At 65.0% G+C, this 17367-nt stretch carries 16 protein-coding genes; 7 read left to right on the top strand and 9 right to left on the bottom strand.

Going from position 1 to position 17367, the window contains the following annotated elements; translation table 11 throughout:
* Positions 1-8: 8 nt before the first annotated feature.
* Together hpaE and ACWGS9_RS09180 are read right to left on the bottom strand one after the other, a co-directional pair.
* Positions 9-1526 carry a 5-carboxymethyl-2-hydroxymuconate semialdehyde dehydrogenase gene (gene hpaE / locus ACWGS9_RS09185; protein WP_454504938.1) on the bottom strand — a complete coding sequence of 506 codons (1518 nt, stop codon included), beginning with the start codon at positions 1524-1526 and terminating at the stop codon, positions 9-11.
* A 49-nt stretch (positions 1527-1575) separates the two neighbouring features.
* Positions 1576-1962, bottom strand: a complete 387-nt coding sequence (locus ACWGS9_RS09180; protein ID WP_454504937.1) for a 5-carboxymethyl-2-hydroxymuconate Delta-isomerase — start codon at positions 1960-1962, stop codon at positions 1576-1578.
* 222 nt (positions 1963-2184) lie between these two features.
* Between ACWGS9_RS09180 and hpaR the strand changes: the two genes are divergently transcribed.
* Entirely contained in the window at positions 2185-2589 is a 405-nt protein-coding gene (gene hpaR, locus ACWGS9_RS09175; RefSeq protein ID WP_454504936.1) for a homoprotocatechuate degradation operon regulator HpaR, read from the top strand.
* A gap of 87 nt (positions 2590-2676) precedes the next feature.
* A complete protein-coding gene (locus tag ACWGS9_RS09170) occupies positions 2677-3657 on the top strand; it encodes an IS5 family transposase (protein ID WP_454504935.1) in 981 nt (326 codons plus the stop codon).
* Positions 3658-3962: 305 nt separating this feature from the next.
* Here ACWGS9_RS09170 and ACWGS9_RS09165 read toward each other — a convergent pair whose 3' ends face one another.
* On the bottom strand, positions 3963-4472 hold the full coding sequence (locus ACWGS9_RS09165) for a flavin reductase (protein ID WP_454504934.1): 510 nt from the start codon (positions 4470-4472) through the stop codon (positions 3963-3965).
* 25 nt (positions 4473-4497) lie between these two features.
* Positions 4498-6042, bottom strand: coding sequence for a 4-hydroxyphenylacetate 3-hydroxylase family protein (locus ACWGS9_RS09160; RefSeq protein WP_454504964.1), 1545 nt, complete (start codon positions 6040-6042; stop codon positions 4498-4500).
* Between the two features lie 94 nt (positions 6043-6136).
* Between ACWGS9_RS09160 and ACWGS9_RS09155 the strand changes: the two genes are divergently transcribed.
* Positions 6137-7009 (top strand): helix-turn-helix domain-containing protein, encoded by an 873-nt coding sequence (locus ACWGS9_RS09155; protein ID WP_454504933.1) that lies wholly within the window; start codon positions 6137-6139, stop codon positions 7007-7009.
* 87 nt (positions 7010-7096) lie between these two features.
* On the opposite strand, the gene ACWGS9_RS09150 is transcribed toward ACWGS9_RS09155, so the two are convergent.
* The 4 genes from ACWGS9_RS09150 to ACWGS9_RS09135 are packed head-to-tail and all read right to left on the bottom strand — an operon-like array spanning position 7097 to position 11189.
* Positions 7097-8452: an aminotransferase class III-fold pyridoxal phosphate-dependent enzyme gene (locus tag ACWGS9_RS09150; protein ID WP_454504932.1), complete on the bottom strand. Its 1356-nt coding sequence runs from the start codon at positions 8450-8452 to the stop codon at positions 7097-7099.
* A gap of 24 nt (positions 8453-8476) precedes the next feature.
* Positions 8477-9142: an HAD-IA family hydrolase gene (locus tag ACWGS9_RS09145; RefSeq protein ID WP_454504931.1), complete on the bottom strand. Its 666-nt coding sequence runs from the start codon at positions 9140-9142 to the stop codon at positions 8477-8479.
* A complete protein-coding gene (locus ACWGS9_RS09140; protein WP_454504930.1) occupies positions 9139-10389 on the bottom strand; it encodes a Tm-1-like ATP-binding domain-containing protein in 1251 nt (416 codons plus the stop codon). Before ACWGS9_RS09140 ends, ACWGS9_RS09145 begins: the two co-directional genes overlap by 4 nt.
* Positions 10390-10418: 29 nt before the next feature.
* A complete protein-coding gene (locus ACWGS9_RS09135; RefSeq protein WP_454504929.1) occupies positions 10419-11189 on the bottom strand; it encodes an IclR family transcriptional regulator in 771 nt (256 codons plus the stop codon).
* Positions 11190-11368: 179 nt separating this feature from the next.
* Between ACWGS9_RS09135 and ACWGS9_RS09130 the strand changes: the two genes are divergently transcribed.
* Positions 11369-12814, top strand: coding sequence for an APC family permease (locus ACWGS9_RS09130; protein ID WP_454504928.1), 1446 nt, complete (start codon positions 11369-11371; stop codon positions 12812-12814).
* A gap of 162 nt (positions 12815-12976) precedes the next feature.
* Positions 12977-14467, top strand: coding sequence for an aldehyde dehydrogenase (locus ACWGS9_RS09125; RefSeq protein WP_454504927.1), 1491 nt, complete (start codon positions 12977-12979; stop codon positions 14465-14467).
* A 3-nt stretch (positions 14468-14470) separates the two neighbouring features.
* On the opposite strand, the gene ACWGS9_RS09120 is transcribed toward ACWGS9_RS09125, so the two are convergent.
* Positions 14471-15787 (bottom strand): GMC family oxidoreductase, encoded by a 1317-nt coding sequence (locus tag ACWGS9_RS09120; RefSeq protein ID WP_454504926.1) that lies wholly within the window; start codon positions 15785-15787, stop codon positions 14471-14473.
* Here ACWGS9_RS09120 and ACWGS9_RS09115 point away from each other — a divergent pair.
* Positions 15767-16900 carry an ABC transporter permease subunit gene (locus ACWGS9_RS09115; protein WP_454504925.1) on the top strand — a complete coding sequence of 378 codons (1134 nt, stop codon included), beginning with the start codon at positions 15767-15769 and terminating at the stop codon, positions 16898-16900. The genes ACWGS9_RS09120 and ACWGS9_RS09115 overlap by 21 nt on opposite strands.
* 121 nt (positions 16901-17021) lie before the next feature.
* Positions 17022-17342, top strand: coding sequence for a hypothetical protein (locus tag ACWGS9_RS09110; protein WP_454504924.1), 321 nt, complete (start codon positions 17022-17024; stop codon positions 17340-17342).
* Positions 17343-17367: the final 25 nt, after the last annotated feature.

Genomic DNA, 17367 nt, shown 5'->3' with positions numbered 1-17367 from the left:
GTCTCCGGTCAGCCGCCGAGCTTCTGAATCGAATGCGGCGCCGTGGCGAACGCGATGTTCTTGGTTTCCATGTAGAAGTCGAACGACCAGTCGCCGCCGTCGCGGCCGATGCCCGAGCTCTTGACGCCGCCGAACGGCGTCGGCAGGTGCCGGACATTCTCCGAATTCACCCAGATCATGCCAGCATCGAGCGCATCGGTGAAGCGCAGCGCGCGGGTGACGTCGGAGGTCCATAGATAGCCGGTGAGTCCGTACTGCGTGTCGTTGGCCAGCGCCAGCGCCTCGGCCTCGTCCTTGAACGGGATCGCGGTCAGCACCGGACCGAAGATCTCTTCCTGGGCGATGCGCATCTTGTTGGTGGCGCCGGTAAACAGCGTCGGGCTGACATAGCAGCCGCCGCCCGGACCTGCGAACTTGCCGCCGCCGGCGGCGATCACCGCGCCTTCCGATTTGCCGATCTCGATATAGGAGAGAACCTTCTCCTCGTGCACCGGATGGATGAGCGGCCCGACCACGGTGTCCGGATCGAGCGGATGGCCGATCCTGATGCGCTTGGCCTTCTCCGCCACCAGATCGGTGAACTTGTCGTGTACCGAAGCCTCGACCAGCAGGCGCGACGACGAGGTGCAGCGCTCGCCGTTCAGTGAATAGATCATGAAGACGGCGGCGTCCGCGGCCCGCTCCAGGTCGGCGTCGGCGAAGACGATGACCGGGTTCTTGCCGCCGAGCTCGAAATGCACGCGCTTCAGCGTCTCCGCGCCTTGGCGCATGATCATCGAGCCGGTGCGGCTTTCGCCGACAAAGCCGATCGCCTTGATGTCTGGGTGCTCTGTCAGCGCCCGGCCGGCATCCTCGCCAAACCCGTTGACGAGGTTCCACACGCCCTTCGGCAGACCGGCTTCCTCGGCGATCTCGACCAGCAGCCGGGCGGTGAGCGGCGACAATTCCGCCGGCTTATGTACCACCGTGCAGCCGGCGGCCAAAGCCGGCGCGATCTTCCAGGTCGACAGCATGAAGGGCGTGTTCCACGGCGTGATCACGCCGACCGGGCCGATCGGCACGCGCGTCGTCAGATTGAGCTGGTTCGGCGCCCTGAGCGAACGGCCGTCACGCGCTTCCGGCGCGCGGTCGGCATAGAAGCGGAAATTCTCGGCGCCGCGCAGTGCCGCTTTGGCCATGAATTTCAGCGACTGGCCGGTGTCCATGCATTCGACGAAGGCGATTTCTTCGGCCCGCGCCACGATGGCGTCGGCAATTTTGTGCATGAGCTTCTTGCGGGCTTCACCGGAGATCGCCGCCCAGTCCTTGAACGCGCCCTTCGCCGCCTTGGCGGCGCGGTCGACGTCGACGGCCTTGCCGCGTGCCACGGTCGCGAGCGGCTTCAGGTCGATCGGCGAGATCGTCTCATAGGTCGAACCGTCGGCCGAGGGCACCGCCTCGCCGCAGATCTGGTTGAGCACGCCGTCCTTGCGGAAGCGCTCGAGATAGGCCTCGGCTTTCTTCAGATTGTCGTCCAATGCCGCCATGGGTTCTTCCTGTTGATTGCTTGTCGCGCCCGGTTCCTTGCCGAGATGCTCACTTGCCTCGCAAGCGCGGATGGATGGCGTTCTTTTTCCAGCTGAGCTCGGCGTCGATCTCGCGGATCTCCAGCGACAGCGCGAAATGCGGCGTGGCGAACAGCGATGCCAGATGGTTGGTGACCGCGGCGAAGATCGCCTCGCCGGCGCTTTTCTTCTCTTCGGCGCTGCGGCCCTTACCGATACGGAAATTCATGTCGATGAAGCCGTTCTCGGGCAGCCGGTCGGCGATCGCGTAGGCCTCGGCGCGGAAGGCGCGCACCCTGACCGCTCCCGATTCGAACAGGCCGGTTTCGAGGATGGCGCGCGAGACCAGCGTGCAGAGCTCACCCATGTCGACTTTTGGGTCGAGATTCGCCGAATATTCGATCGACATATGGGGCAAGGGTTCCTCCACCTTGTAGTTAACATGTGAATTACATCTTGACGACTGAATGTCAAGCGTCGTTCTCTATGCGGGCGCAGCTTCCGGCAGTGGGATTGCCGGTCTCGGCAAAATCGCGGATATAGCTGCGATCCGGCTGTTAATATTTACTGCGAGTCGTACTGGATTGGATTTTTCGGAGACCTGATTTTGCTACCGCCCAGCACCCGCCGTTCTTTGCCGATGGCTCTGCTTCGTGCCCGCGAAGTGATCATGGCGCATTTCCGGCCGATGCTTGCCCGCCACGACATCACCGAGCAGCAGTGGCGCGTGCTGCGCGTGCTTGCCGAAACCGGGCCGCTGGAGGCGACCGAGCTCGCCAACCGCGCCTCGATCCTGCCGCCGAGCCTCACCCGCATCATCAAGGCGATGGAGGAGCGTGAATTCATATCTCGCAACAAGGTCAAGGATGACGGCCGCCGCGCGCTTCTAGCCATCAGCCCGGCCGGTGTGGCCTTGATCGAGGAACTGGCGCCTGAGCGGGTCGCCATCTACGACGCCATCGAAAAGCGCTACGGCGCCGAAGAGCATGAGCGCCTGCTCGACATGCTGGAGGGCCTGATCCAGTCGGAGTCGACGGAGAGCTGAGCGCGACTTCCCTTCTCCCCTTGTGAGGCCTTTGCACGGAACCTTGTTGGTGATTCCGTGCGTAAGGATGAAAAGGGGATGATTCGGATGGTCGATCGTTTGCTTGGTCAACTGAGCCTTGCGGATGGGTTGGTGCGGTCGGATACGACGAAGCTTGACCAGATCGCGCGAGTGATCGACTGGGTGCCGATCAAGAGGCTTCTTGGTCAGCGCAGCGGGCCGGGGCGCGGCAATATCAGCTATCCGGCCGAGGCATTGCTGCGCTGTCTACTCCTGGGCGTGTGGAACAATCTCAGCGATCCTGCGCTGGAGGCACAACTGCGCGACCGGCTGTCGTTCCGCCGCTTTGCCGGCTTCAGCCTGTCGGACCGCACGCCGGATCATTCGACGTTGTGGCGCTTCCGCGAAGAGCTGACGTGCGATGGGCTGATCGATCGGGTGTTCAATGAGATCACGCGGCAGCTTGAGCAGAAGGGTCTGATCGTCAAGCGCGGCACGTTGATTGATGCCTCCTTCATGCAGGCCGCCGCGCGCCCGCCGGCGAAGCCGAAGAAGGGTGAGGAGGGGTCGGCGCGGCCATCGGCCGACGCCGATGCGCGCTGGGGGCGCAAGGGCAACAAGACCGTGTTCGGCTATAAGGTGCACAACGGCGTCGACGATGCTCACACGCTGATCCGGCGCATGGACTTCACCGATGCATCGATCACCGACACCGAGCCGGCCGACGGTCTGATCAGCGGGGACGAGGAGGCGGCCTATGGCGACCAGGCCTACTACACCCATGCCCGGCATGCCCGGCTTAAGCAGGCCGGCATCAAGGACCGGCTGATGCATCGAGCCAACAAGCACCATCCGCTGAAGCCGCGCCAGAAGCTGCGCAACCGGCTGATCTCGAAGGTGCGGGCGGCGGTGGAGCGGCCGTTTGCGGTGTTCAAGCAGCGCTACGGCATGCGGCGGCTGCGCTTCTTCAACTTGGCGACCAACCGGACGCACTGCATGCTTGCCGGCTGCGGCTACAATCTGCAGCGGGCGGCCGCCGTCCTCTACCCCAGGAGGAAGCCGGCATGAGGCGGAGTCTGCCCAAAATCCGCCGCGGGAGCGGCCCGAGGCCCCGAGCGGGGCAAAATACCCCGCCAAGGCGGCCCGATTGCCTTCAAAAAAACGCCCATGTGTCATGCGCGCCAAATATCGGCTCCCGTGCAAAGGCCTCCTTGTGGGAGAAGGTGGCCGAGCGAAGCTCGGACGGATGAGGGGTGCTCCAGCGGAGTGAGACGTACGCAATCACCGCAGCCTCATTTCTTCCAACACCCCTCATCCGTCTCGGCGCTGCGCGCCGATCCACCTTCTCCCACAAGGGGAGAAGGCAATGGCGCTCACCCGCCAAAACTGCCCAGCGCACTCGGTTGCATGTAGTTGCGTCCGACATAGAGCAGCGCCGCCTCGTCGCTGCCGTGGCGGATGTCGACGACGCGGCCGAACATCACGTTGTGCGTGCCGACCTTGTTCACCACGCCGATCTCGCAATCGAAGCTGACGATAGCGTCGAGCAGCGCCGGCATGCCGGACGGCAAGGTCTGCCAGCGCGCCGCATTATAGCGTTCCGCCATGTCGCGGATCGTGCCGGCGAATTTGGCCGCCAGATGCATATGCGACTGGGTCAGCACGTTGACGCAGAAACGCTGGTTGGCGAGGAACATGCCGGTCTGCGCCGAGCGCTCGTTCATGCACACCAGCAGCGTCGGCGGATCGTCGGAGACGCTGCACATGGCGGTGGCGGTGAAGCCGCCGCGCCCCGCAGGACCGTCGGTGGTGACGATGTTGACCGGGGCGCAGACCCGCGCCATCGCCTCGCGGAATTCCAGCCTCGCGACTTGTGTCGTCATGGCCGCTTCCATGGCCGGCCTCCCGTCAGTTGGCCTGGGCCGACAGCGGCGGCAGCCAGGTGTCGCCGGTCCAGCCCTTCTCGTCATAGTCGGCCATGCATTGGTCGACGAGCGCCTCCATCTGCTTCAGCCGCCCGCCGCGCTCGGCGCCCTTCAGCACCTGCAGCCGCACCTCTTCCGGGGCGCCGGCATAGTTGAGCTCGTAGAGCGCGTGGCGGCCGCCGAATTCGGTGCCGGTCGCATCCCACAACAGCTTCATGATCTTGATGCGTTCGACATGGCCCATGTCGTTGGAGCCGCGCACATACTGCGCCAGATAGCGGTCGATCTCAGGATTGTCGAAGTCGCGTGCCGAGGAGGGCAGGTAGATCAGGCCCGAGGCGATCACGCGGCGCACCGTGTCGATGACGCGCGGATAGGCCTCCGACATGAAGGTGCGGTAGGCAAGCGCGGCCTCAAGATTGGGCAGCACCGCGCCGTTGGCCCACGGAATGGGATTGTGCGCCATCGCGTTGGAAAAGCTCCAGAACATGTGGCGCAGTGCAATCACCTCGCCGAGCGCGGCCTGGTTGCCGCGGAAGGCGTCGCCGCCTGTCGCGCGCAACGCCTTGGCGAGCAGGCCGGCGAGGAAGTCGAGCTTGACGGCAAAGCGCGTGCAGCCCTGGAAGCAGTAGCCATGCATGAATCCCGACGCCGGATGGAATGACAGGATCTTCTGCGCGTCGCGCAGCACCAGCACGTCCTCCCAAGGGATGAAGACGTTGTCGAGCACCAGGATCGCGTCGTTCTCGTCGAAGCGCGACGACAGCGGATAGTCGAAGGGATGGCCGACGGTGTTCGCCGTCTGCTCGTAGGAGACGCGGCAGAACATCTTTATGCCGGGCGCATTCATCGGCACGATGAACATGACCGACAGCGACGGATCCTCGGTCACCGTCGCCGAGCTCTGTGCCAGGAAATTGTAATGGGTGAGCGCTGACGATGTCGCCACCACCTTGGCGCCCGACACCCAGATGCCGGCATCGTTCTCCTTGGTGATGTGCACGAACACATCCTTCACCTGTTCGGCCGGTTTGTGGCGGTCGATAGGCGGGTTGACGATGGCGTGGTTCATGAACAGGACCGCTTCCTGCGCCCGTTTGTGCCAGGCGCGCGCATTGTCCTTGAACGGCCCGTACCACTCGGCGTTGGCGCCGAGCGTGTTCATCAGCGCCGCCTTGTAGTCGGCGGTGCGGCCCATCCAGCCATAGGTCATGCGCGCCCAATGCGCGATCGCGCTTTGCTGCGCGGCAAGCTCGGCGGAGGAGTGCGCGACGCGAAAATATTTATGTGTGAAGCCACCCGAACCGGTGTCCGTTGGCGAGGTCAGCACCGCCTGCTGGGCTGGATCATGCAGCGCGTCGTAGAGGCGCGCCAGCGAGCGCACCGAATTGCGCATCGCCGGATGGCTGGTGACGTCGGCCACCCGTTCGCCATTGATATAGACCTCGCGCCCGTCGCGCAGGCTCGCCAGATATTCGGCACCCGTGAACGGCCGCGACTTGTCGGCCCGGAATTCTTCCGATCGCATCATGATCCTCCCTTAACGCGTTAACGATAGCGCCGGCAGCCACAAAGGTTTATGGACAAAAGCATAAAATCATTTGGACTTTTTGTGGCCGACAATGAACCAGACCGCCATCCCGGAATTCTTCGTCTATGGCGAGCCTGCGCGGGCGCTCGACGTCGGCTTCCTGCATGTCGAGACCGTGCAGGCCCGCGCTTCCGTGCATCGCGGCCAGGTTCTGGCGCACAAACACCCGCAAATGGCGCAGATCACGTTCTGGACGAGCGGGCAGGGCCTCTATCGGATCGAGGACAAGACCTGGAGTTTTTCGGCGCCGACGGTGAGCTTCATGCCGAGCGGCGTGGTGCATGGGTTCGACATCGAGCCGGGCACCGACGCCGTCGTCGTCTCGGTAGCGGATGCAGCGCTCGCGGCAATCGCGGAACATTCGGCGCTGCCGCTCGATCAACCGGTTTTCATCACCGCGCGCGGCGATACAGGGCTTTGGCAAAGGCTGGGCGACACGGTCAGGATGATCCAGGCCGAATATGCCGAGGCTCAGGCCGGCGCAGAAAAAATCCTGCCGCCGCTGATCGCGGTGGCATTGTCGCTCATCGCCCGCCTCGACGTGCAATCGCATGCGGTCACGGTGCCGGCAGCCGTGGCTCTGGGCGGTCGGCTCAGGCGGCTGATCGACCGCCACTTTCGCGACGATTGGCCGGTAGAGCGCTATGTCGAGGAACTCGGCGCCACCAGGCACCTGGTCGACAAGGCGGCGCATCAGGTTCTGGGTTCCGGCGTGCGCCAGGCGATCGGTGAAAGGCGCCTGGTCGAGGCCAAGCGCCTGCTGCTCTTCACCATCCGCACGGTCGAGGACATCGCCTACGAGACCGGCTTCAACGATCCGGCCTACTTCTCGCGCTTCTTCCGGCAGGCGGTCGGTCTGTCGCCGGCGGCGTGGCGGAGACAGAGAGTGAGTAGTGAGTATTAGGTAGTGAACGAAGCGAGGGTTGAACAAACGTTCGAACCGGAATTCAAACTACTCACTACTCACTACTCACTACTCACTACTCACTACTCACGCCGCAGCAGCCGTCAGCCCCGCATCCAACCCCTCGGCAATCTTCGCAACGTCGGCGGCCGTGATGATGAGCGGCGGCGACAGGATAATGTTGTTGCCGGAGACACGCAGCATGACGCCCGCGCCATAGGCACCGTCCGCGACCGTCGCCATCGTCTTCTTGTCGACCGGCTTCTTGGCCGAGCGATCCGAGACCAGCTCGAGCGCCGCCATCAGGCCCTGGTAACGGACATCGCCGACCAGCTGGTGCTTGGCCTTCAGCGCCTCCAGCGCCTGGCCGAGCTCAACGCCGCGCGCGGCCGCGTTCTCGTTGACGGCAAGCCGCCTGGTTTCGGCGAGCGCCGCAAGCCCGGCGGCGCAGCCGACGGGGTGGCCCGAATAGGTGTAGCCATGGCCGATCGAGCCGAAGCTGGTCTTGTCGGACTCGAAGACGTCGGCCACCTTGGCGCCGATCAGCGTCGCACCGAGCGGGAAATAGCCTGATGTGATCGCCTTGGCGATTGTCATGAAATCCGGCTTTGCGTTGGAGAGCCGCGAGCCCGACCAGGCGCCGGTGCGGCCAAAGCCGGTCACCACCTCGTCGGCGATCAGGAGGATGTCGTGGCGGTCGCAGATCGCCCGCACCATCGGCATGAAGCTCTCATGCGGGACGATGACGCCGCCGGCGCCGAGCACCGGCTCCATGACGAAGGCGGCGATCGTGTCGGCGCCCTGGAAAGCGATCTCTTCCTCGATCGCCCTGGCGCAAAGCTTCGCCAGCTTCGCCGGATCGGTCTCGTCGAAAGGATTGCGATAGGTCATGGGCGCCGGGGTGTGGAAGACGCCGGGCAAAAGCGGCTCGTAGTTGCGGCGGAAATTGGCGTTGCCGTTGACCGAGGCGCCGCCGAAATGCGTGCCGTGATAGCCCTTCTTCAGCGCAAGGAATTTCGTCCGGTCGCCCTGGCCGCGGATCTTCCAGTATTGCCGGGCGAGCCTGAGCGCCGTCTCGACCGAGTCCGAGCCGCCGGAGGTGAAGAAGGCGCGCACCATGCCTTCCGGCGCGAACCATTCGGTCAGCTCGTAGGCGAGCTCGATCGACGGTCCGGTCGAGGTGCCGCGGAAGCCGGAATAATAGGGCAGGGCATCGAGTTGGGCCGTCATCGCCTTCTTGATCGGATCGCAGCTGTAGCCGAGGTTGACGTTCCACAACCCGCCGACCGCATCGAGCACGGTACGCCCCTCGGCATCGGTCACCGAAACGCCTTCGCCCTTCATGATGATCTTCGGCGGGCTCGCCCGCATTTCGGCCGGATGCGCCATCGGATGCCAGATCGGCTTGGCGTTGTTTTCGGTGAGGAAGTTGATGTCACGCATCGGGAGGGACTCCGGTTTTTCCGATTATGAGAGCGACAGGCCGAAATGGCCCAGCGCCTCGGCATAGCTTTGCGCCGGTCGGGCGACGTCGAAATGAACGGTAAGCATGCCGGCGGCGATCGCGCCATCGACATTGCGCGTCTGGTCGTCGACGAAGACGCAGGACCAAAGCGGCAACTCCAACGCCTCGCCGACCATCGCATAAGCGCGGGGATCGGGCTTGAGGACCTTGGTGTAAGTCGCATCGACGATCGTCTCGAACAGCGAAAGCAGCGGCAGCCGCTCGCGGAAGGACTTGCCGTAGAACAGGTCGAGCTCGTTGGAGAGGATGGCGAGCCGCACGCCGGCCTCATGCGCGATGCGGATCGCCAGCTCGGCCTCGGGCCGCAACACCGCCTGCGGGTCGGCGCCGCGCGCGCGCTGCACGAAGGTCGACATGTCCTGCCAGTCTTCGCCGACCAACTGGCCGGCTTCGCGCGTGCGCGTCTTCCAATAATCGCGCTCGCTGATCTCGTCGGCCTGCATCGAGCGCCAGAGCGCATCGGAGGCCGGATCGAACGGTCCGCGCCAATCGAGCGTGCCGGGCCTGAGCCCAAGCGCCTGCTCGGTCAGCGCATGCGTCTCGAACAGCGTGCGGGTGACGACGCCGCCGAAGTCGAGCACCAGCGCCTGCGGCTTTGCCTTGCTCATGCCGCCCGCCTGCCGGGCGGCACGATGCCTTCGGCCACCCAGCGATCGAAGATCTCCAGCGCCTTGGCGCTGAAGGCGGCGTCGTTGATGTGGCCGGCTATCTCATGCAGCTCGGCATTCTGCGGCACGCGCGCTCGCATCTCTTCGACAAACGCCGCGAGCGCTTCCGGTTCGTAGAGCGGCTCGCCTTCCTGGTCCCATTGCTGGATGCCGCCGGCCGGCAGGATGAAGGCCGTCGGACCGGTCGCGGCGGCGAGCTTCTCGCCGATGGCGCGCGCGATCTCTTGGCGTGTCGCGCCGTCGGAGGTGACCGAAGCAAGCAGCCGGTTGTGCGCGTGATAGGGCCGCTCGGTGAAGCGCGACGGCACTGCCTGCCAGGTCGGGAAATCCACCATGTCGATGGCGCCGGGCGCGACGATCTGCGGAATGCCCTGGCGACCGGCATTCTCCAGCCGGTCGGTGCCTGAATTCACCACCGAGCCGGTGAGCTGGTTGGCGAGTTCCTGCAGGCTGAAATCCAGCACCGCGACGAAACCCTTCTGTGCCGCGATCGCCTCCAGCGCCCGCCCGCCCATGCCCGTGGTGTGGAAGACGATGACTTCATAGCCGCGCTTTTCCAGCTCCGGCTTCAGCGTCACCATATATTGCAGGCAGCTTTTGCCGAGCGAGCTCATGCCGATGCGTGGTCTGGACTCGTCGGGTTTCACGACGGCCCGCGCGGCCCCCACCACAGCACCGCTGGCCTGCGACAGCACCGCCTTGCAGGCGCTGTTGAGACCATAGAGGCCGCCCGCCCACAAGATCATCATCAGGTCGGTGGCGATCCGCTCCGGCGGTACCAGATGCGAATAGGCGATCGTCGAGACGACGAATTTCGGCACGCCGAGCGGCAGCGCCAGCGCCACATCGAGCGCAAGGTCGGTGCCCATCGAGCCGCCCAAGGCGATGAAGCCCTCGATCTCGCCCTTGTCGTAGAGCGAGCGCGCGAGCCGCGAGGCGCCGAGCGCCATCAAGGTCATCGCCGAATTCTCGTCACCGCTGGCAATGATCGCCTCGATCGTCGTGTCGGCGGCTTTAGCCACGGCATGCCGGTCGTGTTCCGGTCTATAAGGCGGGTCGCCAAGCACGCTGACGTCCATCATCACGGCGACGCCGCCGACGGCCTCGATGCGCTCGCGCATGAACAGAAGCTCGTCGGCCTTGGTGTCGCCGGTGCCGATAACCAGGATTCGGCGTTTCTCCTCCACGTCAATCTCCCTGCAATGTGTCGTTGTTGTTACGCGCGCTTGCGGCCGGGCGGGCTCTGTCGCCCGAAAAGCCGCGCGCTGATGTCGCGCGCCGCCATCACGACGCTGGCGCCATAGTGCTCAATGTCGCCCTTGTTGATACGCACCCGGGGCGCCGCGACCGCGATGGCGCCAATGGCGAAGCCATCGGCGCCGAGGATCGGCGCGGCGACGCTCATGACGCCTTCCTCGAAGCCCTGCGAGCCGGTCGAATGACCGCGTGCGCGGGCAGCAGTGACATGCTCGGCAAGCGTTGCCGCATTGCCGATGGTGAACGGCGTGAAGGCCGGCATCGGTCCGGCCAGGATCGTCTCGCGGATGCGCTCCTCGGCGAAGGCCAGAAAGGCGATCCCCGACGCCGTCGCATGCATCGGCAGCACTTCGCCGGGCGGCACGCTGACCCTGTTGGCCTTGGGCGATTCGACCACATGAACGGTGATCAGGCCGCGCCCGGAATATTCCGACAGATGCACCGTCTCGCCGGTCTCGGCGGCCAGCGCCTCGACCACCGGCACCGCCATGCGCAGGAACGGGAACTGCGCCTCGCGCATCAACGCCAGCCGCGCCAGGCCGGCTCCGAGCCGGTAGAGGCGCGTCGTCTCGTCCTGCTCGACCAGCCCCTGGGCAATGAGCGAAACCAGCAGCCGGCGCGTCGTCGCCTTGTCGTAGCCGGCGGCCTTGGCAACATCGGCAAGCGCCGCCTCGGGCGCGCCGCTGCCCAGCATCTCCAGCAGCGAAACGGCTTTGGCCACCGTGCTCATCCCGTGTCTGCTCCTCCTCAAGATACTTAACGTGCGAATTAACTTGACATCAAGTTGATTCCTTTGCAAGTCTAATATCGAAATGCCGTTGCAAATAATGAAATGCACATCGGCCCTCTCAAGAAGGCCCTCGGCATCTCAGGGACACTTGGTTTCCGCTAAGCGGAATGGAGGGAAAAATGACGACCATTGAAGCCGGCTCAGCGAACCGGCTAAGGAAGAACAGCCTTGGCGTCGGCGCCATCACCTTCATGGTGATCTCGGCCGCAGCACCCCTTACAGCTGTCGCCGGCGGCACGCCGCTCGGCATGCTGATGGGCAACGGCGCCGGCTTTGCCGGCACCTATCTGATCGTGACGCTGTTGCTGCTCCTGTTCGCGGTTGGCTATGTCGCCATGTCGCGCCACATCGGCAATGCCGGCGCCTTCTACGCCTATGCCGCGCGCGGCCTCGGCGGCCTTGCCGGCGGCGCCGTCGCGCTGATCGCGATCCTTTCCTACAACGCCATGCAGATCGGCGTCATGGGTCTGCTGGGTGCGGCCACTTCCGGCCTGTTTGCCGGCTGGGGCATCAATCTGCCCTGGTGGGTGTGGAGCTTCATCGCCATCGCCACCGTCGCCGTGCTCGGCTACCGCCAGGTCGATCTGTCGGCCAAGATCCTGACGGTGCTGGTGCTTGCCGAATACATCGTCGTGCTGATCCTCGACCTCACCATCCTCAAGACCGGCGGCGACAGCGGCCTGTCCGCCGCACCTTTCAGCTGGAGCCAGATCACCAGCGGCGCGCCGGCGATCGCCATCCTGTTCTGCTTCGCAGCCTTCATCGGCTTCGAAGCGACGACGATCTATGCCGAGGAGGCGCGCGATCCAAAGGTGACCATTCCGCGCGCCACCTATTTCTCCGTCATCCTGATCGGCCTGTTCTACATGATCACCGCATGGCTGATGACGGTCGGCGCCGGCGTCGACAAGCTCTTGCCGTCGCTGCAGGCCTTGCAGGACCCGACCACCTTCCTGTTCGGGCTGTCCGACCGCTACGCCGGAACGCTGCTCACCCACGCCATGAGCATCCTGTTCGTGTCGAGCCTGTTCGCCGGCGTGCTGGCCTTCCATAATGCGGTGGCCCGCTACATCTACGTCTCCGGCCGCGAGAAACTTCTGCCGCAGTCGATCGGCGTGACGCATTCGGCGCATCAGAGCCCGCATGTCGCCTCGGTGATCCAGACCGTGCTCGCGGCCGTCGTCGTCGGGCTGTTCGCGGTGCTCGGCCTCGACCCGGTGCTGGCGCTGTTTTCGTGGCTCACCAATGTCGCCACGCTCGGCGTCATCGTCATGATGGCGGTGGCCTCGCTCGCCGTCGTGATGTACTTCCGCGCCAACCCGTCCAATCAGGAGAACGGGCTGAAGACCGCGATCCTGCCGGCGCTGACCTTCATCGCCTTCGTCATCATCATCTACCTGATCGTCATCAATTTCGGCAGCCTGTCGGGGGCCGGCGGCTTCCTCGGCGTGTTTCTGCCGGCGCTGGTGCTGATCGCGGCCGTGGTCGGCCTGCTGCTGGCGGCAGCCTTGAAGGGCCGGGACCCGACCGCCTTCGAACGGCTCGGCCAGCCGCTGACCGATTGATGAACAAAGGGGCGGCGCACGCGCCGCCCCTTTCCAACGCCATAGGAGCAGCGACATGAGCTTTCCCGACCTGCGGCTGGTGCCTGGCAAGGAGCCGGTCTTCCGCGGCTGGGAGTTCCGCGCGCCGGCGACACTTCATGTAGCCTTTGGAGCAGACTGATAATGATCAACCAGGACACCATCGACGCGCTTCGCAAGGCGGAGGTCGGCGCGCGGCGTCTGTTCATCGACGGCGCCCATGCGGATGCCGAGAGTGGCGCAAGCCTTGAGGTGATCTCGCCGATCGACGGCCGCCCGTTCGCCAGCATCGCCGATGGTGGCGCCGCCGATGTCGATCGCGCCGTGGCTTCAGCGCGCAAGGCGTTCGCCAAAGGCTCCTGGTCGCGCGCAGCACCCGCCTTCCGCAAGAAGGTGCTGTTGAAATTTGCCGAACTGGTCGAAAAGCACGCGCTGGAACTGGCGGTACTCGGCGTGCGTGACAACGGCACCGAAATCGGCATGGCCTACAAGGCCGAGCCGCTCTCTGCCGCCGGCACCATCCGTTACTACGCCGAGGCGATCGACAAGGTCTATGGCGAGATCGCGCCGACGGCCGACAACGTGCTCGGCCTCATCCACAAGGAGCCGCTCGGCGTCGTCGGCGTCATCGTGCCATGGAATTTCCCGCTGATGATCGGCGCCTGGAAGATCGCGCCGGCACTCGCTGCCGGCAACGCCATCGTCGTCAAGCCGCCGGAGATCGCCTCGCTCACCCTGCTGCGCCTAGCGGAGCTTGCCGCCGAGGCCGGGCTGCCGGAGGGCGTTTTCAACGTCGTCACAGGTCGCGGTTCGGTCGCCGGCGAGGCGCTCGGCCTGCATATGGATGTCGACGCCATCGCCTTTACCGGCTCCGGCCCGGTCGGCCGCCGCCTGCTCGAATATTCCGCGCGCTCCAATCTGAAGCGCGTCTTTCTCGAGCTTGGCGGCAAGTCGCCCAACATCGTCTTTGCCGATGCGCCCGATTTGAAGCAGGCGGCGGTCGTGTCGGCCAACGGCATCTTCCGCAATTCCGGGCAGGTCTGCGTCGCCGGCTCGCGGCTGCTGGTCCAGGCCTCGGTCTATGACCGCCTCATGGACGAGCTTATGAAGGCAACCACGAAGCTGAAGGTCGGCGATCCGCTCGACCTTGGCAACGACGTCGGCGCTGTGTCGAGCGCCGAGCAACTGACCAAGAATCTCGGCTTCGTTGCGAAGGCTGCGGGGGAGGGTGCCCGCCTCGTCACCGGCGGCGAACGCATCCTGACGGAGACCGGCGGCAGCTATATGGCGCCGACCATTTTCGAGAACGTGACCGAGACGATGCAACTCGCCCGCGAGGAAGTGTTCGGGCCGGTTCTCGGCGTCATGCGCTTCGAGACCGAGGAAGAGGCGGTGCGGCTCGCCAATGCGACCGTCTATGGCCTTGCATCGGCCGTGTGGACATCGAACCTGTCGACCGCGCATCGCATGGTGCGTGCCATCAACGCCGGCGTCGTCCACGTCAACACTTATGGCGGCGCCGACATCACGGTGCCGCTCGGCGGCTTCAAGCAGTCCGGCTTCGGCCGCGACAAGTCGCTGCACGCCATCGAGAAATACACCGACCTCAAGACGGCGTGGATTTCGCTGGGGTGACCCTCAACAGGTCCCCAGAATGAAATCCGCGCAGCGGTCGCCGATCATGATGGCCGGCGCATTGGTGTTGCCGCTGGTGAGCCGCGGCATGATCGAGGCATCCGCGATTCGCAGGCGCGGCACGCCGCGAACGCCAAGCTGCGGGTCGACCACCGCCCGGTCGTCCGTTCCCATCCGGCAGGTGCCGCAGGGATGGTAGACGGTCTTGGCGTGGCGGATGATGTGGTCGACTATTGCCTCGTCGCCAAGGTCATCGGCCTTGCCGGGCGCAAGCTCCTCGCGGACGACCTCGCGCAGCGCCGGCTGGCGCAGGATCGCACGGGCGACCTTCATGCCGGCGAGCAGCAGGGCAAGATCGTCGGCGTGTGACAGGAAGCCGGTGATGAAGCGGATCGGGGCGCTTGCATCGGCGGAGCGCAGCCGCACCGAACCGCGCGACTTGGGCCGCAGCACGCACGGGTTCAGCTCCATGCCGTGGCGTTCGACCGAGCCGTGCTCGGCGTTTTCGATCATCACCGGCAGCACGTGGAACTGTACATCGGGCCGGCCGTCGCCATCGGTGTCGAAGAAGCCGCCGCTCTCGACCACGTTGGAAGTGAGCAGGCCACGGCGGAACAAAAGATATTCGATGCCGTGCCGCAGCGCCTTCACCCCACGATCTTCGCCGAGCAGCGAGACCGGTTTGCGGATCAGCGCATAAAGGGGGGCTGCGACATGGTCCTGCAGATCCTGGCCGACCCCCGGCATGTCGCGGATGACGGGAATGCTCATCTCTGCCAGATGCGCGGCCGGACCGAGGCCGGACAACATCATAAGCTTTGGCGTGGCGAGCGCGCCTGCGGCGAGGATCACTTCGGCCTTCGCGGAGGCCGTATGGTTCTGTCCGTCCGGTGTCGTGTAGGACAGTCCGCTTGCGGCGCCGTTCTCCAGCGTCAGCGTTGTCGCCAGCGCGTCGGTGACAACCTTGAGATTGGCGTTGCGGGCAAGCGGCCGCAGGAACACTTTCGCGGCCGACTGACGCTCACCGTCTGCGGTCGTGGTCTGGTAAAAGCCGACGCCTTCCGGCCGATCGCCGTTGAAGTCGTCGTTGAAACGGTACCCGGCCTGCTGCGCGGCCCGCACATAGGCGAGCGACAGCGGATGTCTGTAGCGCGGATCGGAGACCGGTAGCGGACCTTCGCTGCCGTGCCGTTCGCCGGCCAGGCGTTCGTTGCGCTCCAGCCGTTTGTAGACCGGCAGCACGTCGTCCCAGCCCCAGCCGGGGCAGCCGAGATCGCGCCAGCCGTCATAATCTTCCGGTTGGCCCCTGATGTAGAGCATGGCGTTGATCGAAGAGCCGCCGCCGAGCGTGCGCCCCTGCGGTATCGGCAGCGAGCGGCCGACGCTTGGCTCCGGGTCCGGCTGGTAGATCCAGCTGCGCTGGTCGGCGCGAACGGCGCCGGCAAGACGACGCTGCTTCGCACCGTTTCCGGCTTGCTCAGGCCGAAGGCGGGCGATATCCGCCTGTCAGGCCAATCGCTGGTCGGCAAGGTGCCGCAAGAGATCGCGCGCATGGGCATCGCCCATGTGCCGGAAGGGCGCGGCCTGTTCCGCCAGATGACGGTGCTGGAGAATCTCGAGCTCGGCGCTTTCCAACCCAAGGCCCGCCCGCGCACGAAGGAGCTCCTGGAGAAAGCCTACACGCTCTTCCCGCGCCTGAAGGAACGCGCGCAGCAGAAGGCCGGCTCGCTCTCCGGCGGCGAGCAGCAGATGCTGACGATGCTTCTGGGTGGCATTGTCGCGGCTATTGCCGCCGTCCTCATCGGCCTGCCGCTGCTGTCGAAACTGCATGGCGATTATTTCGCGCTCGGCACGCTCGGCTTCGGCGAGATCGTCAAGGTGATCTTCGTCAATGGTGGCGACTTCACCGGTGGCGCCTTCGGCATCGTCGCTCCGGCGAGCAGCTTCGACACGCTGCGCCCGCATTATTGGGTCGGGCTAGGCCTGATGGTCGCCACCGCCTTAGCCATCCGCGCGCTGATGCGCTCGCGCTACGGCCTGGCGCTGATCGCCGTGCGCGACGACGAGATGGCGGCGTCCGCCAACGGCATCGACACGCTCAAGGTCAAGGTCACCGCCTTCGCCGGCAGTGCCTTCATCGCCGGCGTCGCCGGCAGCCTCTACACCTTCTACATCTTCCATGTCGGACCAGGCTCGGTGTTCGACCTCGACTGGATGCTCTTGCCGCTGATGATGACGGTGGTCGGTGGTACCGGGACGCTGCTCGGCCCCATCCTTGGCGCCCTGGTGATGTACGCGGTGTTCGACCTCGCCCGCATCGTGGTGCCCGACTACCACCCGGTAATCTCCGGCCTGACGATTATCCTGGCTATGCTGTTCCTGCCGAAGGGGCTGACGCGGTTGGGGCTGGGACGGAAGACCCGGCCCGTTTGAGAGCAATGGCGGAACACAGAGACGCTCCATTTGATGCATCGACAGCAGCCGCAACGAGCGACAACAGTAGATTTCTTTGCGGCGCTTCATGAACCGTGATTGACAAGCACCGGTGGTCGGCTTGCTGTTGGCAGCGCTGGGCATCACCCATCCACTGGCGTTCTTTGGTCCTTTTATGTCCATCGGCATTGGCAATGGATTGACCATGCCAGCGGCGAATATGGGGGCGACGTCCGTGCGTAGTGATCTCGCCGGAACGGCAACCGGATTAGCGGCGGCGATGTCTCTCGGCGGCGGCGCGGTGGTCGCCTCGATTGCTGGGACGTTTTTCGAGGAAGCCAGAGAGGCTCTGCTGGCGACCATGTGCGTCGCAGCCCTGCTGGCGCTACTGGCCGCAGTTTACGCGGCTGTTTTGGATCGGAGGGCGACGATTGGCGCGTGAACTCCGCGGGACGTTGGGGTCGAAG

It is taken from the genome of Mesorhizobium sp. Arg314, from assembly GCF_053714275.1.
The sequence above is the reverse complement of the archived record's forward strand: the minus strand, read 5'-3'. Positions and strand labels throughout refer to the sequence as shown.

What these genes read in the sequence shown, in the direction of transcription:
- ACWGS9_RS09165 (WP_454504934.1), bottom strand. Translation starts at nt 4,472, where the DNA reads ATGACGACACAAGTCGCGAGGCTGGAATTCCGCGAGGCGATGGCGCGG.
- ACWGS9_RS09150 (WP_454504932.1), bottom strand. Translation starts at nt 8,452, where the DNA reads ATGCGTGACATCAACTTCCTCACCGAAAACAACGCCAAGCCGATCTGG.
- ACWGS9_RS09155 (WP_454504933.1), top strand. Translation starts at nt 6,137, where the DNA reads ATGAACCAGACCGCCATCCCGGAATTCTTCGTCTATGGCGAGCCTGCG.
- ACWGS9_RS09135 (WP_454504929.1), bottom strand. Translation starts at nt 11,189, where the DNA reads ATGAGCACGGTGGCCAAAGCCGTTTCGCTGCTGGAGATGCTGGGCAGC.
- ACWGS9_RS09125 (WP_454504927.1), top strand. Translation starts at nt 12,977, where the DNA reads ATGATCAACCAGGACACCATCGACGCGCTTCGCAAGGCGGAGGTCGGC.
- ACWGS9_RS09145 (WP_454504931.1), bottom strand. Translation starts at nt 9,142, where the DNA reads ATGAGCAAGGCAAAGCCGCAGGCGCTGGTGCTCGACTTCGGCGGCGTC.
- hpaE (WP_454504938.1), bottom strand. Translation starts at nt 1,526, where the DNA reads ATGGCGGCATTGGACGACAATCTGAAGAAAGCCGAGGCCTATCTCGAG.
- ACWGS9_RS09130 (WP_454504928.1), top strand. Translation starts at nt 11,369, where the DNA reads ATGACGACCATTGAAGCCGGCTCAGCGAACCGGCTAAGGAAGAACAGC.
- ACWGS9_RS09170 (WP_454504935.1), top strand. Translation starts at nt 2,677, where the DNA reads ATGGTCGATCGTTTGCTTGGTCAACTGAGCCTTGCGGATGGGTTGGTG.
- ACWGS9_RS09160 (WP_454504964.1), bottom strand. Translation starts at nt 6,042, where the DNA reads ATGCGATCGGAAGAATTCCGGGCCGACAAGTCGCGGCCGTTCACGGGT.
- hpaR (WP_454504936.1), top strand. Translation starts at nt 2,185, where the DNA reads ATGGCTCTGCTTCGTGCCCGCGAAGTGATCATGGCGCATTTCCGGCCG.
- ACWGS9_RS09120 (WP_454504926.1), bottom strand. Translation starts at nt 15,787, where the DNA reads ATGCTCTACATCAGGGGCCAACCGGAAGATTATGACGGCTGGCGCGAT.